This is a genomic window from Bacteroidota bacterium (assembly GCA_035506275.1).
Classification (GTDB): Bacteria; Bacteroidota; Ignavibacteria; order UBA10030; family UBA8401; genus JAGVPT01.
This window is the reverse complement of the sequence record DATJPT010000004.1, coordinates 88,312-105,363: the sequence shown is the minus strand read 5'-3', so window position 1 is coordinate 105,363 and position 17,052 is coordinate 88,312. Positions and strand designations below refer to the sequence as shown.

Genomic DNA, 17,052 nt, shown 5'->3' with positions numbered 1-17,052 from the left:
ATCTCCGCTCCTGATCCTTAAATTTGCGACGTCACTTCTTCCATTTTCATTCCGCGCGAGCCCTTGATAAGAACGGCATCGCCGGCTGTGATTTGACTTTTCAGCGAAGCGATCAACGCTTCTTTTGTCTCAAAATGTTCTGCGAAAGCCAGTTTCGACGCCTCGTGAGTGAACCGCGAGAGGGGGCCGAACGTGAGCAAATATTCAAATTCCATGTCGCTCACGGCGAGGCCGATCTTTGCATGCTCGTGTTCTGCTTGTTCGCCAAGCTCAAGCATGTCTGCAAGGACAACAATTTTTTTTCCGGCGGTCTTCAGGGACTGAAGGGTTTTCAGCGCGGCAAGAACCGAATCGGGGTTGGCGTTATATGTATCGTTCAGGATCGTTATATTGTTCCGCTTGAGTACTTCCATCCTCTTGTTCGCTCCGATGTAATGTTCCACCGCTGAGATAATTTCTTTCTGTGGAACCTTGAATTTCACACCGACCGCAGCAGCAGCCAGGGCGTTCGAAACATTGTGCATTCCCGAAACCGAAAGCTGTACCGGGCTCGATTTTTTGTTGACCATGAGGTCGAATGCCGGCTGACCGAATTCGTTCGATCGGACGTGACGAGCCCGGATGTCTGCCGTGCGTGCCGTCCCGAATTTCAATGTCCGCCTGACTTTATTTCCCGCTTTCGAAAGGCGCACGTCGTCGGCGTTGACAAAAGCGAATCCTTTTGCCGCCACGCTTTTGAACAGCTCGGTTTCTTCTTTTGCAACCCCGTTTTCATCGCCAAAAAACTCCAGATGTTCCCTGCCGATGTTCGTAATAAGCGCGTGCGTCGGCTCGACCAGGCCGCACAAGTATTTCAGCTCGCCAAAATGGTTCGTGCCCAGTTCGATCACCGCGACATCGTGTTTCGGCCTCAATCGGAAAAGCGTCTGCGGTACTCCGATATGGTTATTGAGATTCCCTTCGGTGCTCAAGACGTCGAACGTCGTCCTCAGCACTGCGCTCACCATTTCCTTTGTTGTTGTTTTTCCGTTGCTTCCGCCGACCGCCACGATCGGCGTTGAAAATTTTCTCCGATAGATATTGGCGAGCTTGCCAAGAGCCGTTGTCGTGTCGGGAACGACTGTCACCGCGCTCGCCAATCGCTGCGCCGATTCAGGGTTTTCCTTCTTCCACGTTTCATCCACGATCACCGCTGCGGCTCCGTTTTTGACCACGGCATCGATAAACTGGTGCCCGTCGAACTTCTCTCCTCGCAGAGCGACAAAAACGTCTCCCGGCTGAATGGTCCTCGAATCTGTCGATACGCCTGTGATCTTTGTATTCTTCAACAGCTCTTTGTTGATGATCTCGATCGGCTTGAGCTTTTCGAGATCTTTCAATGACAACTTCATGAGACGTGCGACGCAATAAATTCCTGGACAATTTCCCTGTCGCTGAAATGATGCTTCGTTGTGCCGATGATCTGATAGTCTTCGTGCCCTTTGCCCGCAACAAGAACGGCATCTCCGGCGTGTGCCATCGAGAGAGCGTTCATGATCGCGCGTCGTCTGTCCGGCTCGACCACCAGATCCTTCTTCCGATGAACGCCGGCGAGGATATCCCTGATGATGGCTTCCGGGTCTTCTGTTCGCGGATTATCGGACGTTACCACCGCAACGTCGCTCAACGAATCCACAACCGTTCCCATCACCGGACGTTTCGTTTTATCCCGGTCGCCGCCGGCGCCAAAAACAGTGATGATCTTGTACGGACCTTTTGCCGGAAGAATATCTTTGATAGTGTGAAGGCATTTTTCCAGCGCGTCGGGTGTGTGAGCATAGTCGATAATGGCAGACCAGCCCGCCGGCGAAAGAATGCGCTCGAACCGCCCCGGAACGGACTGGAACGCCGCGACTCCCGCAGTGATGGATGACGCGGATATGCCAAGGGCTATCCCGGCAGAACATGCTGCAAGGATATTATACACATTGAAACGACCGACCAGGCGAGCGTTCAACGCCATCTCTTCGGAACCATGGCGGAGCGTCAATGATGTTCCGTTCATCGAAAGAGAGACGTTGTCGGCGCTGACGTCGGCCCTGGTGTTGGCGCTGTATGTGAGCACGGATGCCTTCGTTCCTTCCGTGATCCTCTTTCCGGAATCGTCATCGGTGTTGACGACGGCCCAGCTCGTCGACGGAAGGCCGTCAAAAAGAATTTTCTTCGCCTGAAAGTAATGTTCCATCGTGCCGTGATAATCGAGATGATCCTGGGTCAGGTTTGTGAACACGGCCGCGGCGAATTCAAGCCCGTAGACGCGGTCCTGGTGCAGCGAATGCGACGAAACCTCCATCACGGCATGCGTGCATCCTTTCCCGACCATTTCCGCGAAAAGCCTGTGTAATTCGAGAGATTCCGGCGTCGTGTGCGTCGCCGGATACCGTTCTTTTCCTACCACGTATTCGATCGTGCCGACCATTCCGACTTTGCCCCGCATCGACGGCGAGCTCGATTCAAGCAATTGCCTGATGAGGTACGTTGTGGTCGTTTTGCCGTTCGTTCCGGTCACGCCGATCAGGCGGAGCCGCTTTGCCGGATGTCCGAAATAGTTTGCCGACATCACCGCCAGCGCCCGCCGCGTGCTGCCGACGACGATCTTCACGACGCCGGCATGCATAAAATATGAATCTGGGAGCAGCGCATCGTTTTCCATGACAACCGCTTTCGCGCCGTTCGCAACCGCCGCATCGATGTGATTGTGGCCGTCGGTCAACGCCCCTTTGATCGCGACGAACATGTTCCCCTGGCGGACCTTCCGTGAGTCGTACTGAAGCCCGCTGATCTCAACATCGTGCGTGACCACCATTCCGCCGTACGTCGTTTGAAACAGTTTCGAGACCTTCACGCCTTCAAGCAACGATGATAGTGTCATGTTTCCTGTAACCGGATCAATAGAGCTGAGCTGACGCCAAAGGTCTCGGCTCGCAAATCAAAACTATTTTCTCTCCCTGTTTCGCGGGAGTGGTTGCTTCGGGGGATTGATGGACAACAACGCCCGAGCCGACAACCGCAACGTCGAATTTTTCCGCGGTCAATCTGTTGATCGCGCTTCGGACGCTCATGCCGTGAAGGTCCGGAACAACAGGACCTCCGCCGGCAACCGTTGTATTCGTCTGTCCGAGCACCAGCTGAACAATTTCTCCCCGCGAAATTTTCTTTCCTGCTTCGGGGACCTGCCGCACGACAGCATCTCCTTCGCCGACAGCCGTTGTGTGCAGACCGCTCGCAGCGATGAGCTGCTCCGCCGCAGCGCGTTGAAGATGAGAAACGTCCGGCACTTGAACGAGCGGCTGTGATCCGTCATTTTCATTTTCAGCGAACGCGGCACGGGAGAATAGTCCGTTGTTGTTGATGATCTGCTGCGCGATCGCCTTGAAGACCGGCGCGCTCGCAAGAGCGCCGGTGTACCCGCCCGCCGTCGGGTTTTCCATGATCACCAGGCACACGAGCTCCGGTTTTTCGGCGGGGAAAAAACCGACGAATGTCGCATTATAGTTTCCCGATGCATACTTGCCGTCGACATAATTGCGGGACGTCCCGGTTTTTCCCGCGATCGTGATGCCGGGAATTTTTGCCGGTTGGCCGGTCCCCCGTTCCACGACGCCGACAAAAAGATCCCTCATCATTTTTGCCGTTTCTTCGGAAATCACGCGCCGGATCTTTTCCGGGTGCCCTGTGTAGACGACATTGCCGGTCTCGTCCATTTCCTTCGCAACGATGTACGGCTTCACGAGCACGCCGCCGTTCGCAACTGCACAGTATGCCATCGCAATCTGCAGCGGCGTGACGGCAACTTCGTACCCGTACGCGATCGAGTTAAGCGTTGCGCCGGACCACTCGACCGGTTTCTTCAACTCTCCGTTCGCTTCTCCCGGGAGGTCGATCCCGGTCGGCATGCCGAAACCGTAATCGCGCGCCTGCGTGTAAAGCCGCTCCGCACCGATGATATCACTCGCCTTCGCCATCACGATATTGCTCGACAACTCCAGTCCCTGCTGGAACGTGATCATCCCGTTTTCGTGAGTGTCGGTGATCAGCCGGAACTTCCCCCCGTTGAGCGGCACTTTGTATCTGCCGTGCTCGGCAAAAAACATCCGGTCGGGAGCAATAAGCTTATTCTCGAGTGCGGCCGACACCGTGACAATCTTAAATACCGAACCCGGCTCGAACATATCCGAAACAGCCCGCGTCCGCAGGGTCTGCACGTCCGTGTGGGAAACGTCGTACGGATTCACGCTGGGAATGTGCGCCATCGCCAGCACCTCGCCGGTATTCGGGTTCAGGATCATCGCGAGGCCGGCGGTGGCTTTCGAGTGTTCTACCCCTTTCTTCAACGCATCCTCGACAATGGACTGATATCCGATGTCGATCGTCAGCCCTATCGAGTGGCCGTGCACCGGCTCCTGGCGGGGATAATCGGCGGAGGGCCTTTTGCGCCCCATTCCGTCGCGCTGCATCACGACAAACCCATCCGCCCCGCGCAGCGCTCTGTCCGAAGAATATTCTATCCCGCTGATGCCGACGTTGTCGATGTTTGTGCAGCCAATGACCTGGCCGCCGATATTGTCGTAGTGATAGAGCCGCTTCGGTTCATTCAATTCCGCAACTCCTTCGAGCGCGTTCGCCTGGAGACGCTTGGCAACTTCGGGACTCACATGCCGTTCGAGCCAGACGAAACGTTTTTCATCCTGCAATTTCTGCAAATAGAACTGCTCCGGCTTTCCGAATACTCTCGAGAATTTCCTCGCGATCGCCTCCGCTCCGTCCCCGACGATCTTCGGGTCCGCAGCGTAGGAAAAGAACATCGAATTCGAGACCAAGATATTCCCCTGGCGGTCGTAAATATTTCCGCGGGTCGACGGCAGCACAATTTTCACTTCGTACTGCTTCCGGGCGATCGCCTGATATTTCCCCGAATCGATGACCTGGATCTGCACCAGGCGCGCCGCGGCAACGACGAACATCAGCAAGAGAACGATCTTCGTCGTCAGCAGCCGCGCAGAATGGCTCGGCGCTCCGACAACCGGCGATGCTGCAGTCCCCCCGGACATTTCTTCAACGCCAAAACCTGGCATACCTATTTCTTGGCTACCTCGTCAACTTTGTCCTGGTCGACTTCAAACCAGACCGGGGGTTCTTTCGGGTTCGTAAGACCAAGCTCTTCTTTCGCCGTCAAACTGATCCGGTCGAGGCTTGACTTCCGGGCGATCTCGGCCTTCAACACTTCGGTGTTGCTGACAATGGTGCTGTAGCGGTTGTTGAGATCGTTGACTTCCTTCATCAATTGATTTACTGTGATCACGTTTCCGGTGTAGAGCAGGCTCAGGGCGGCAAGCAGAAAGAGGCCGCTGACAATGTTGAAGGTCGAGTGCTTCCGGCGGACCGCCTTCCTGTTTGCACGAATTTCGCGCTGCGGACCGGAAACGGGGTGGTCGGCAACAACGTCTCCATTGTAGATATACCGTCCGTCAGACACCGTCGAGGTGTTGATCGAAGAAGCATGTCCGTCGTAGGCTCGTGCCATCACATTTTCTCCGCAACTCTCATTTTAGCGCTGCGCGACCGCGGGTTCGACAATTGCTCATTCCGGGAGGGGACGATCGGTTTTTTCGTCAGCACCCGGAGCGCCGGAGTTACCGGCGTGTCTGGCACAAGCTTGTGCCCGGATGGGATAATGAATGCAGCTTGTTCCGTAAAAAAATTTTTCACTATCCTGTCTTCGAGTGAATGGTACGAAATCACCACGATGCGGCCGCCGCTCGCCAGAAGATCGACCGCTTCCTTCAGCGTGCGGGAAAGGGAATCGAGCTCATGGTTGACTTCAATCCTCAACGCCTGGAAGATCCGGGCCAGTGTTTTGGTCGCGAATTGACCGGGAACTCTTTGTTCCACGATCCCTGCCAAATCACCGGTCGTCGCTATCTTCTTTGTTTCCCGCCGTTCGACGATCGCCCGGGCGATCTTCCGCGAATTCTTTTCCTCGCCGAAATTCCAAAAAATACCCGCAAGATCCTCGGCTGAATAGGTGTTGACAATTTCCGTTGCGGTCAGCGGCTGCCGCTTGTCCATCCTCATATCCAAGGCATCGTTCCCGCGAAACGAGAACCCCTTGCTCCCTTCGTCAAGCTGAAATGAGGAGACGCCAAGGTCGAGCAGAACGCCCTGAATCGAGGGAAAATTTTGCGACTGAAGAATGGACCGGATGTTGGCATTATTATCGTGGACAAAAATCACATTGCCGGAAAACCGCTGGAGGCGCTTCACGGCTTCGGTCTGGGCATCGGCATCCGCGTCGATGCCGACCAAGATGCCGAGCGGAAAGATCTTTTCTAAAATACTTTCGGCATGCCCTCCGCCTCCGAGCGTGCCGTCGACATAAACCCCGCGGCGTCCGGTAACGAGGAACTCGACGACCTCATCCCGCAGCACCGGAAGATGGTAGGGACTGCTCACATGTTTCTGCGAAATTATTCCGGCGACGGCTTAAAGACCGTCGCAGCAACGTTCTCGTAACTTTCGTTCTGCGATTGAGCCGTCATGTACTCGTTGTAGACTTTCGGATTCCATACCTCGATGCGCTCGAGCATGCCGAGGATCAAGACCTCGTCTTCGATTTTCGCGAACTGCAGGAGTTCCTTTGGAATAATGATCCTGAACTGTCCGTCAAGCTGGCTTTCCGTGGCATACTGCAGAAGGGTTCGGGTGACGTACCGGTGACGGGGGTCTGCCGGCGAAAGCTGGCGCAGCGAATGTTCAACCTTGATCCATTCGTCGTTTGGGTATAAGAAAAGGCACGATTCATAACCGCGAGTGACGATGAAAAGATTATTGGCTTCCGGCGAAAGATTTTTCCTCATTTTCGCTGGAATATTTATCCTCCCTTTGCTGTCAACGGAGTATGAGTATGAACCCTTAAATGACGACATAAGAACCCACTGCTTTCAAAAATGCCTTAAATACTAAGAAATTTCACAAGTAAAATTCCCCACTTTTACCCACTATGAAGCAGAAATTTAGGGAATAAAGACTTAAAGTCAAGTGAAAACTTAGGAAAAATGGGGGTTTTTTGAGGGGTGAAAATGTGGATAAGTCCTGCTTCCCCACCAATAGGGAAAGTTATAAAACGTGCTGTAAAATAAGGGCAGTATTGAGGCTGGCGACGCCTGTGAAAACGATTCCGTTCATCCCGCATTGGACGGCAGCATTGATATTTTCGACAACATCGTCGATGAAAAGGAGAGAGGCCGGGTCGGCTGACAAGTCACGTATGGCATGCCGGTACACCGCCGGGTCCGGCTTGGCTGCGCCGAGTTGATACGACAAATACTTCTTCGAAAATTTCTGCAGGACCGGAGCGACGTCACACGACCTTCGGAAGTGAGTGGAGCTTGTGTTGCTCAACACCGCAATTTGATACCTTGTTCGAACAGCATCGACAAGAGGAACGATCGCTGAATTTTCTTTTACGATAATTGCGTTCCATGCGGTCTCCAATTCTTGGCGGCTGTATTTTCCCTTGAAGATCCGATCCAGTTCTTTAAAAAAATGATCGGTGCCGATCCGGCCGGTTTCATACTCTCTCGCCATATCCTGGACGGCCTCTTCATCTGCACGGTTGATACGCTTTTTGTCGATGCCAAGCAGGCGCGGGAAGGCGTCGAAGTCTATATCAACCAGCACGCGTCCCATATCAAAAATGACGGTGGTTATCTTGCTCACAGAGGGTCCTATTTTTGCAGTTGTTCGATCAGCTTGTGGGTTTCGGCGACCCGTTCGCTGCCGGTTTCGTCCGCGAGGACGGTGTGCAGCAAGAGCTGCTTCCCTTCCTGCTTTAGATGAACTTTGTGCGTCCGTATTTCTCCCGCCTTGGCCATGATGGTTTGGAAAGGGCCGTTCTCGTAAAATCCTTTTTCAGACTCCGGCGGAAAATGAAGCCGCAGTGTCCGTTTGTTGATCTCAATTTTCCGGAATCCGGAATTGGCGGCAACAACCCGAAGCGTTGAAAGTTTGAATAGATTTTCGACCTCTTCCACCGGAGCGCCGAACCGGTCGATCAATTCCAGCCGGATCTCATCCACCGCTTCCATCGTTTCCGTTTTATACAACCGGCGGTAAATATCTAAACGCTCCGTATCGTCTTCAACGTAGAATTCCGGAATGTATGCATCAAGATCCGCTTCGACAATAATGTCAGCGCGGGACACGGGGATCCCCTTTTGGTCGGAAGAGAATAATTGGGAGAATTCCTGACTCTTTAATTCGTTCACCGCTTCTTCAAGAGTTTTCGTGTACATCTCGAACCCCATTTCCATGATGAACCCGCTCTGCTCTCCCCCGAGCATGTTTCCGGCCCCGCGAATCTCGAGGTCGCGCATGGCCAGGTTAAAGCCGGAACCCAGCTCCGTGAACTCTTCGATCGCCTGCAGGCGCCGCAACGTCGTTTTCGGCAGGACGGAAATCGGGGGAACAAGCAGATACGAATACGCCTGCACGTTCGACCGGCCGACACGTCCCCGCAGCTGATAGAGTTCCGCGAGCCCGAACCTGTCCGCCCTGTTGATGATGATCGTATTCACGTTAGGAATATCCAGCCCGGACTCGATGATCTTTGTCGCAACGAGAACGTCGCATTTCTTTTCAAGAAAGTCGAGCATCACTTTTTCAAGTTCATGTCCTTTGAGCTGGCCGTGCGCGATCCGGAACCGCGCTTCCGGGACCGTTTCCTGCAGCGTCGACGCGAACAGCTCGATGTTCTCGACCCGGTCGTTCACAATGTAGACCTGCCCGCCTCGGTGCATCTCTTTCAGGACCGCCTCACGGATCACTTTTTTGTCATATTGTGCGATCTCCGTATAGATCGGAAGTCTGTTTCGAGGGGGCGTGTTGATGATCGAAAGATCGCGAGCCCCCATCAGCGAAAAATGAAGGGTGCGCGGAATCGGCGTCGCCGTGAGCGTCAACGTGTCGACGTTCGACCGAAGAGCCCGCAGCTTTTCCTTCGCCGCCACGCCGAACCGCTGTTCTTCATCGATGATCAGGAGTCCGAGATCCTTGAACTTGATATCCTTCGACAACAATCGGTGCGTACCGATGATGATGTCGACCGACCCAGCCTTCAACCCCTCCACAATTCCGCTTTGTTCCTTCGCGCTCTTGAAACGGGAAAGCGAGGCAATGCGCACAGGGTATCGTCCGAGCCGGTCGGAAAATGTCGTGAAATGCTGCTGCGTCAGGATCGTCGTCGGGACGAGAACGGCGACCTGCTTGTTGTTTTGGACTGCCTTGAACGCTGCGCGAACGGCAACTTCGGTCTTTCCGAATCCGACATCGCCGCACACCAGCCTGTCCATCGGGCTCGGGTTTTCCATGTCCTTCTTCACGTCGGCGGTTGCGGCGGCCTGGTCGGGCGTGTCTTCAAACATGAACGACGCCTCCATTTCTTTTTGCCAATGCGAATCGGGAGAGAACGAAACTCCAGCCTCGCTTTTCCTTTTGGCATAGAGAAGGATGAGATCGCGCGCAATATCTTTGATCTTCTTCTTCGCACGCGCCTTCAGCCTTTCCCATTCACCGCCGCCGAGTTTGTTGAGCTTCGGCGTATGTCCCTCCGCCGAGGAGTACTTTTGAACCCGGTTGATGTAATTCAGGTTGACAAAGAGGACCCCTTTTTCATCGTACTCAAGTTTTGCCGCTTCCTGTTCCGTCCCCCGAATCGAAATTTTTTCCAGCCCCAGAAATTTTCCGATGCCGTGGTCGACATGGACGACAAAATCCCCCCGGCGGAGCGAATGAAGCTCCTTCTGGGAGATCCCTCTGAAGCGGCGGCGTTTAGAGCCCCCCCTTCGTTTGATGCGTCCGAAGATCTCATGCTCTGTGAACAGCGCGACTTGCGCCGACGGAAAAAGGAAGCCCGAATGCACGGTTTCGGGAATGTAGACGATCGGCGGCAAACCCGACGTCCGGGGTTCTCCGCCCCCTTCATCAGGCTCTTTAGCTTCACTCCCGTCTTCCGTCCCTGCTGCCTCGTTCATCAGCTCCTTAATACGGTCGGACTCTTCGGCAGTATCCGATGCAACGGCTATTTCAAATCCCTTCCCGGAGAGCTTTCTTACCTGTTGCAGAAGAATCTTAACACTGCCGTTCGTCGGCGGCTGCGGCGACGCCTGAAAATCAACAGAAGGAGCGTTTGAAGTTTTGTTGATGACGGTATGGATATAACGCGGATAGTTCTGAAATTTCGTTTCGATCGTCTTGAACGGAATCGGCAATGCCACCCCTTCAGTTTCCAGCTCCTGCATTTCCTTTTCGATCAACGAGAGATCGTCCAGAAGAAGAATGGCGCGCGAAGAAAAGAGATCGATGAACGTGATCGCATCGGTTCCATTCGCCGAACCGGCTTCACCAACTTGCTCCCTAACGATCTCCGAAATATTCGGAACGATGCTGGCGCTCTGAAGCTCGCGGATTGATCGCTGTGAGAGAGGGTCGAACTCCCGGATCGATTCGATCGTATCCCCCCAGAACTCAAGCCGGACGGGATTCTCTCCCACAAAAGGAAATATATCCACGATGCCTCCGCGGACGGCGACATCGCCGTACGTTTCGACGAGCGGCTTTCGCTCGAATCCGAGTCCGGCAAGCTTTGCGAGAAGCGCCTCGAATCCCGTCTCAGTGTTTGAAGAAACCTCGATCGTCGAGCGGATAAACTTCTCGCGCGGGGGAACGGCGAACGCAAGAGCCGCGGCGTGCGTGACATAGATCCCGGGGAGTTGAGCCGTCAATGCCTTCAACGATTCGACCTGGCTGATCGTCGCGGTCATATCGAGCGGCCGCGCCGCATGAGCCGATTCGACGGAATAGAGATGCACGTCCGTTTCGGAAACCAATTGGGCGCAGTCATCGCGTAATTTTTCGGCTGAATCCTTTTCCGATACGACAAGCAGGACCTGTCCCTGGAATTCCTCATAGAGATATGCCGCGATGAACGCCCAGAGGGAGCCGGCGATTCCGCGCAGATGCGCCGGTGCGGATGGGCTTGGCTCCGCAGCGGTCAGCCGTCGAAATTCCTCGGACGAAACTATTTTCTTTTTAAGCTCTGCAAGCATGCTCGGTCAATTATAAACGCAGAAACCCCTGCCGGCGAATTAGAAATAAATTCATCAGCAAGGTCATACAAGGTACGGAAAATTTTTAGGATTTCAAAAGAGGCCTGGCCCGGACCGGGATGGCAAGAGAAAGGAAGCGTCGTCATTCACCCGGTGATCGCTGCCGGTGTTGGGATGAGATCGATCCGGCATTGGATCGATCGAATCTTCGGAGTTTACGTCTTTTGCTGCTTCTTCTTTGCGGCGGGGAAGAGAACGTTGTTGAGGATAAGCCGGTACCCGGGGGAATTTTTATGAAGGCTCAGATCGGTCGGAGGCGCACCGACGGCATGCTGGTAGTCTTCGGGATCGTGGCCGCCGTAAAATGTGAACGTCCCGCGTCCATAGTTGCCGTGAAGATATTTTACCTCTTCGGTGCCTTCACGCTCTGCCAAAATTGTGACGCTTGGTTTGATCAGACTCTTCTTGAATGCCGTCGTCTGCCCCATGAATCCTTTGATGACGTTCACGTGGTTCTGTGTCAGCATCGTCGGCACGGGATCGTATTTCGCAGAAAATTCAAAGAGCGTGAAATAGTCGGTGTTCGGATCGCGCAGCGGAACGGGGTCGCTCGGCGGGATGTCAATGTCCGAATACTCGTACCGCAGCGGATTCATCTCCAGGGTGAAGTTCTGAAATGCAAAGGTCTTGGAGAAATCGAGTTTTTTCTGCGCATCGCGGTCCGGCGGATCGCCGTCGAACATTACGTCGCAGATGTCGGTATTCTCGGCCGCCAGCGCGATGTCGTAGGTATCGGTCGCAGCGCACATCGAAAACATGAACCCTCCGCTCCCCACAAAATCCTTGATCGCGCGAGCAACCGCTTTTTTTTCCTCGGAGACTTTCCGAAACCCGAGCTCCTTCGCTTTCCGTTCGTAAAGAACCTGCTGTTCGATGTACCATGGAGCGTTCCGGTGCGTGGCATAAAATTTTCCGTACTGACCGGTGAAATCTTCATGGTGCAAATGCAGCCAGTCGTACTCCGAGAGCTTTCCCTGAAGGACTTCATCATCCCACACTTTCTTGTATGGAATCTCCGCATACTCAAGCGCCAGCGTGACGGCATCATCCCACGGCTTGAAATCGGGCGGGACGTAGACGGCGATCTTCGGAACCTTCTCCAGCCGTACGGCATCCATGTTCGTATTCTCATCCCCTATTTCCGCGTAGATCTTTGCGGCATCCGAACCGCTGATGGCCTCGAAAGCAACGCCGCGGATCCGGCATTCGGTCTCCTCGCTGGAAACGTAATCGAACATGAACGATCCCCCCCGGTAATTCAGCAGCCAGTCGACCTGAATGCCGTGCTGCAGCGCCCAGAACGCAATGCCGTATGCTTTCAAATGATCGGTCTGCTTCAAATCCATCGGGATCAAAAGCTTTTGCTGCGCGTGAAGATGGCAAGCAGCGATCAGAAAAAATACTATAAGGCGGAATGCTTTCATCGTTAGAGGTCAAAGCTCTTATAAATGCATCTGTCACACCCGTTCAGCGCCAAAATCCCGGTAAAGCGTTTCGATAAGGGGATGTTCCTTTGAGGATGGTTCTTTTGCCTGAGGAGATTGAGCCGGCGGGTTGTTTTTTTCCCGGGCCGTATTTTGGGCGGGAGGGGCGATCGCTGCGTTCGGCACGAGCATGGGCTCGATGCGGAGCTTCGTTCCCAAAAGGCCGTTGACGGTTTCGGTAAGAAACATCTGGTTTCTTTTGAGGGAGGAATAGTGGAAATCGTCGGCGGAGGCAATGTGCAGCGTTTCATGAACGACGCTCATCGGCGTGCTTTCGCCCAAAATTGTCCCGACGGAAATTTTCTTTCTCCTGACCTCGTCGACAATTTTTCCCCATTCCTGTTTAACTCGCGTGAAGAGATCTTCGTCGGACGAAAGCTTCTCCTCGCTGGGGACGACTCCCGCAGGAGCCGGAGCCTCCGAATCGATCTTCGGATTGACAAGAGAGAGCTTCGGCATCTCCGAGATCCTTCTTCCCTGTGCGGGCGGATGGAGAACGGCCGGTACTTCCTCGTCTTTTCCTGACGCGATCGGGTTTAGAACTGCGGGTCCGCTCTTAGCGGGAAAAGAGGGTTGGGATGAGCGGTTATCGGAATGAAGTTTTTTTTTCAGGTCGTCAAGCTGTTGAAGAAGGAGGTCGATCTTCACCGACTGCTCCATTTTCGTCATCTGGATGATGCCGACCTCCAGCTTGAACCTCGGCTGCGAGCTGTACCGTATCGACGATTCTAAATCGGTCGTCAGTTTTATCAGTCTGAGAATGTCCTGTTCATCGAATGCCGAGACGGCGTTGATATAACGCGTCCGGTAGACTTCAGGCGCCTCGATCAAATGGCCCGATCCCGTGGTGCGCGCAATGAGCATGTTGCGGAAATGTTCTGCGAGCCCGGAGAGAAATTCCTTGATGTCGAACCCGTTGCGGACGATCTCATCCACCAGCGAGAGCGCCGTGCGCACATCGTGCGCCTTGATGCACTCGCTCACCCTGAAGAAAAATTCCTGGTCGACAACGTTCAGCAGGCTGATGATTTGCTGCGCCGTAATGGTGGCGCCGCAGTACGAAACCACTTGGTCGAAGATGCTCTGCGAATCGCGCATCGACCCGTCCCCCTTTTTAGCGATGATCATCAGCGAGTCGTCGTCGATCGCGATCTTCTCTTCGCCGGCGATGAACCGCAGGCGGGACATGATATCCTCGACCGTGATGCGGCGGAAATCGTACCGCTGGCACCGCGAAAGGATCGTCGCCGGTACTTTATGCACCTCGGTCGTCGCGAAAATAAACAGCACGTGCGGCGGCGGCTCCTCGAGCGTCTTCAGAAGCGCGTTGAACGCTTCCTTCGTCAACATGTGGACTTCGTCGATGATATAAACTTTGTACTTCCCGCGCGCCGGTGCGTAGCGGACCGATTCGCGCAGGTTGCGGATCTCATCCACGCCCCGGTTGGACGCTCCGTCGATCTCAACGACATCGAGGCTCCGTCCGCTTGTGATCTCGGCGCACACTTCGCATTCGTTGCAGGGGTTTGACTCTTTCGGATGGAGGCAGTTGATCGCTTTCGCAAGAATGCGGGCCGTCGTCGTCTTGCCGCAGCCGCGTCCGCCGCAAAAAATGAACGCGTGCGCAAGCCGGTTCGTCGCCAGCGCGTTCTTCAACGTGTTGGTCACATGCGACTGTCCGATGACATCCTCGAACACCATCGGACGCCATTTCCGCGCCGTCACCTGATAAGACATGAAAAAATATTAAAAATGAAAAATTAAGAAAATAGAACCAACTGCTTCTTCTAACATCCTTGTTGTGTACCGGCTACTGTTTACCGAAGACGTACTCCACTGCATCCACAATCTTCTCGATCGGTACGATCTTCAGTCCGTTCTTCACTGCGTCCTGAATTTCAGTCAGGTCTTTGACATTCTCTTTCGGAATCAGAACGGTCTTGATGCCGCTCCGTTTGGCGGCGAGCAATTTCTCGTTCAATCCGCCGATGGCCAGAACGTTGCCCCGGAGCGTGATCTCTCCCGTCATTGCAACATCGCTTCGTGCGGCCTTCCCGCTGATCGCGGAGACCATCGCCATCGCCATGGTAATGCCGGCGGAAGGGCCGTCCTTTGGGATCGCCCCTTCCGGAAGGTGGATATGAATCTCTTTTTTTGAAAAGAAATCGGGCTTCAGCTTCAATGCCCTCGCGTTCGAGCGGATGTAGCTCAGCGCGGCGTGGGCCGATTCTTTCATCACTTCGCCGAGCTGGCCAGTCAGCGTCAGCCGCTCCGGTCCGCGCATCATGGTGACATCGACCTCGAGAATCTCGCCGCCGACGCTCGTCCAGGCAAGCCCGGTCACGGACCCGATGCGGGGTTTTCGTTCCGCGGCCCGGGAGCGGAATTTCGGAACGCCCAGATATTTCTCGATCTTTTCCCCGTCGACAATGATCGGCGGCGATTTCTTTTTCGCGGGCGTGCCGTGTTTGTGTCCGTTCTTCTGTTTGCTCAGGACAAGCTCTTTTGCGGCTTTTCTGCACACCGATGCGATCTCCCGCTCCAGGTTTCGTACTCCGGCTTCACGCGTATATTCCTGAACAATTTTATCGATCGCTTTCTCGCCGATCGTCACCTGCTTTTCTTTCAGGCCGTGTTCGGCAAGCTGTTTGGGGATGATATGTCTCTTCGCGATCTCGCGCTTCTCGAAATCGAGGTAGCTCGAAAGCTCGATGATCTCCATCCTGTCCTGAAGCGGAAGCGGGATCGTGAAGCGCACGTTCGCCGTCGTAATGAACATGACATGCGAGAGGTCGTAGTCGACGTCGAGATAGTGATCGTTGAATGTGCTGTTCTGTTCCGGGTCAAGAACTTCAAGCAGCGCCGACGCCGGGTCGCCGTGGAAGTCCATGCTCATCTTATCCACTTCGTCCATCAGCAGCACGGGGTTGATGACGCCGGCCCGCTTCATCGATTGGATGATTTTTCCCGGCATCGACCCGATGTACGTCCTTCGATGCCCTCTGATCTCGGCTTCATCCCGAATCCCCCCGAGGGAAATGCGAACGAATTTTCTTCCGAGCGCGCGTGCGATCGACTTGGCCAGGGAAGTCTTTCCGACTCCCGGCGGCCCGACGAGGCAGAGGATCTGTCCCTTCATTTCTTTCACGAGGTTCAGAACGGCGATGTGCTCGAGGATCCGCTCTTTCGGTTTCTCCAATCCAAAGTGATCTTCGTCGAGGATTCCCTTGACGTGGTCGACCTTGAGGTTGTCCTTTGTCCTCTTGTGCCACGGAACGCCCGTGAGCCAGTCAAGGTAATTCCGCGTAACGGTGAACTCCGGGGACATTGCCGGAGTCTTCTTCAGCTTGTTGAATTCTTCGATCGCCTTCGCATGGACTTCCTTCGGCATCTGCGCTTTTTCAATATCCTGCTTCAGCTTTGCCATCTCGGGGGACGCTTCGTCTTCCCCGAGTTCGTCCTGCAAGATCTTTATCTGCTCCTGGATGAAGAATTTTCGCTGCGATTTCTGAATGTTGTCGTGGACCTTTGAATCGATCTCCCGTTCGATCTTCAGCATGCTGATCTCGCCGTTGAGGATGCGGATCAGCTCCATGAACTGCTCGCGGGTGTTGTGGATGCGCAGCACCTTTTGTTTCACTTCGACGCTCTGCACGATGTTCGCCGCGATATAATAGAGGCGGCGCTGCCCGTCTTTGATGTTTTCGTACGCCGCAAGCACCTCCGGCGGAATGGCCCTATTGGCGCGGACATACTCCGAAAAAAGGGTCGAGGCGTGCCGGATGATCGCTTCCATTTCATTGTTCTCTTCCGGAACGCCGGCGTGAATTTCTATTTCCGCCTGAAGATATTTTTCGTTCGGCAGAAATTGTTTGATCGTCGCCTGCACAATGCCGTCCACGAGGATCTTCAACAAGCCGTTGGGAAGTTTGAGGATCTGAACAATTTTTGCGACGACTCCCTCTTTGTAGATGTCGTCGGCCCCCGGCTCGTCGGTGGACGGATCCTGCTGTGCAGAGAGAAAAATAAATTTTTCATTCTCCAGCGCAAAATTCGCGGCGCGAAGGGACGATTCACGTCCGACCAGGACCGGAAAGATCATATACGGGAAGATGACGACATCGCGCAGCGGGAGAACGGGAAGCGTCGTCGGAATGGAATCAACGCTGACGGTCTTTGACTCTTTTTCTTTTACCTTTTCAATCGCCATTTCAAATTCGTTTTGTCTCGATGACCATGAATATAGACAGAAAAAGCGGGAAAACGATCCGCTTGGTTTTGGTCTTGATTCTGTTGTGTGGTTAAAAGGTACTGATAAATTGAAGGGATGTCAAGGTAAGGGATTTGCAGTGCGGGAATTCTTC

The 17,052-nt window shown here is 54.2% G+C and carries 11 protein-coding genes; all 11 read right to left on the bottom strand.

Features of this window, described 5'->3' with window-relative positions; all coding sequences use genetic code 11:
• Positions 1-17: 17 nt before the first annotated feature.
• On the bottom strand, positions 18-1,391 hold the full coding sequence (gene murF / locus VMF88_02810) for a UDP-N-acetylmuramoyl-tripeptide--D-alanyl-D-alanine ligase (protein HTY09982.1): 1,374 nt from the start codon (positions 1,389-1,391) through the stop codon (positions 18-20).
• Positions 1,388-2,911, bottom strand: a complete 1,524-nt coding sequence (locus VMF88_02805; protein ID HTY09981.1) for a UDP-N-acetylmuramoyl-L-alanyl-D-glutamate--2,6-diaminopimelate ligase — start codon at positions 2,909-2,911, stop codon at positions 1,388-1,390. The genes murF and VMF88_02805 overlap by 4 nt, the downstream gene beginning before the upstream one ends.
• A gap of 16 nt (positions 2,912-2,927) precedes the next feature.
• Positions 2,928-5,114, bottom strand: coding sequence for a penicillin-binding transpeptidase domain-containing protein (locus VMF88_02800; protein ID HTY09980.1), 2,187 nt, complete (start codon positions 5,112-5,114; stop codon positions 2,928-2,930).
• Between the two features lie 2 nt (positions 5,115-5,116).
• The gene (locus VMF88_02795; GenBank protein ID HTY09979.1) at positions 5,117-5,563 is read right to left on the bottom strand and encodes an FtsL-like putative cell division protein; all 447 of its coding nucleotides are present in this window, start codon (positions 5,561-5,563) and stop codon (positions 5,117-5,119) included.
• Positions 5,563-6,492 carry a 16S rRNA (cytosine(1402)-N(4))-methyltransferase RsmH gene (rsmH, locus tag VMF88_02790; protein HTY09978.1) on the bottom strand — a complete coding sequence of 310 codons (930 nt, stop codon included), beginning with the start codon at positions 6,490-6,492 and terminating at the stop codon, positions 5,563-5,565. The genes VMF88_02795 and rsmH overlap by 1 nt, the downstream gene beginning before the upstream one ends.
• Positions 6,493-6,506: 14 nt before the next feature.
• On the bottom strand, positions 6,507-6,965 hold the full coding sequence (gene mraZ, locus VMF88_02785; protein HTY09977.1) for a division/cell wall cluster transcriptional repressor MraZ: 459 nt from the start codon (positions 6,963-6,965) through the stop codon (positions 6,507-6,509).
• Between the two features lie 190 nt (positions 6,966-7,155).
• On the bottom strand, positions 7,156-7,758 hold the full coding sequence (locus VMF88_02780) for an HAD-IA family hydrolase (protein ID HTY09976.1): 603 nt from the start codon (positions 7,756-7,758) through the stop codon (positions 7,156-7,158).
• Positions 7,759-7,766: 8 nt separating this feature from the next.
• Positions 7,767-11,144, bottom strand: coding sequence for a transcription-repair coupling factor (mfd, locus tag VMF88_02775; protein HTY09975.1), 3,378 nt, complete (start codon positions 11,142-11,144; stop codon positions 7,767-7,769).
• Between the two features lie 215 nt (positions 11,145-11,359).
• The gene (locus VMF88_02770) at positions 11,360-12,628 is read right to left on the bottom strand and encodes an asparagine synthetase B (GenBank protein HTY09974.1); all 1,269 of its coding nucleotides are present in this window, start codon (positions 12,626-12,628) and stop codon (positions 11,360-11,362) included.
• 33 nt (positions 12,629-12,661) lie between these two features.
• Positions 12,662-14,425 (bottom strand): DNA polymerase III subunit gamma/tau, encoded by a 1,764-nt coding sequence (gene dnaX / locus VMF88_02765; GenBank protein ID HTY09973.1) that lies wholly within the window; start codon positions 14,423-14,425, stop codon positions 12,662-12,664.
• A gap of 73 nt (positions 14,426-14,498) precedes the next feature.
• Entirely contained in the window at positions 14,499-16,898 is a 2,400-nt protein-coding gene (lon, locus tag VMF88_02760) for an endopeptidase La (GenBank protein HTY09972.1), read from the bottom strand.
• Between the last annotated feature and the right edge of the window lie 154 nt (positions 16,899-17,052).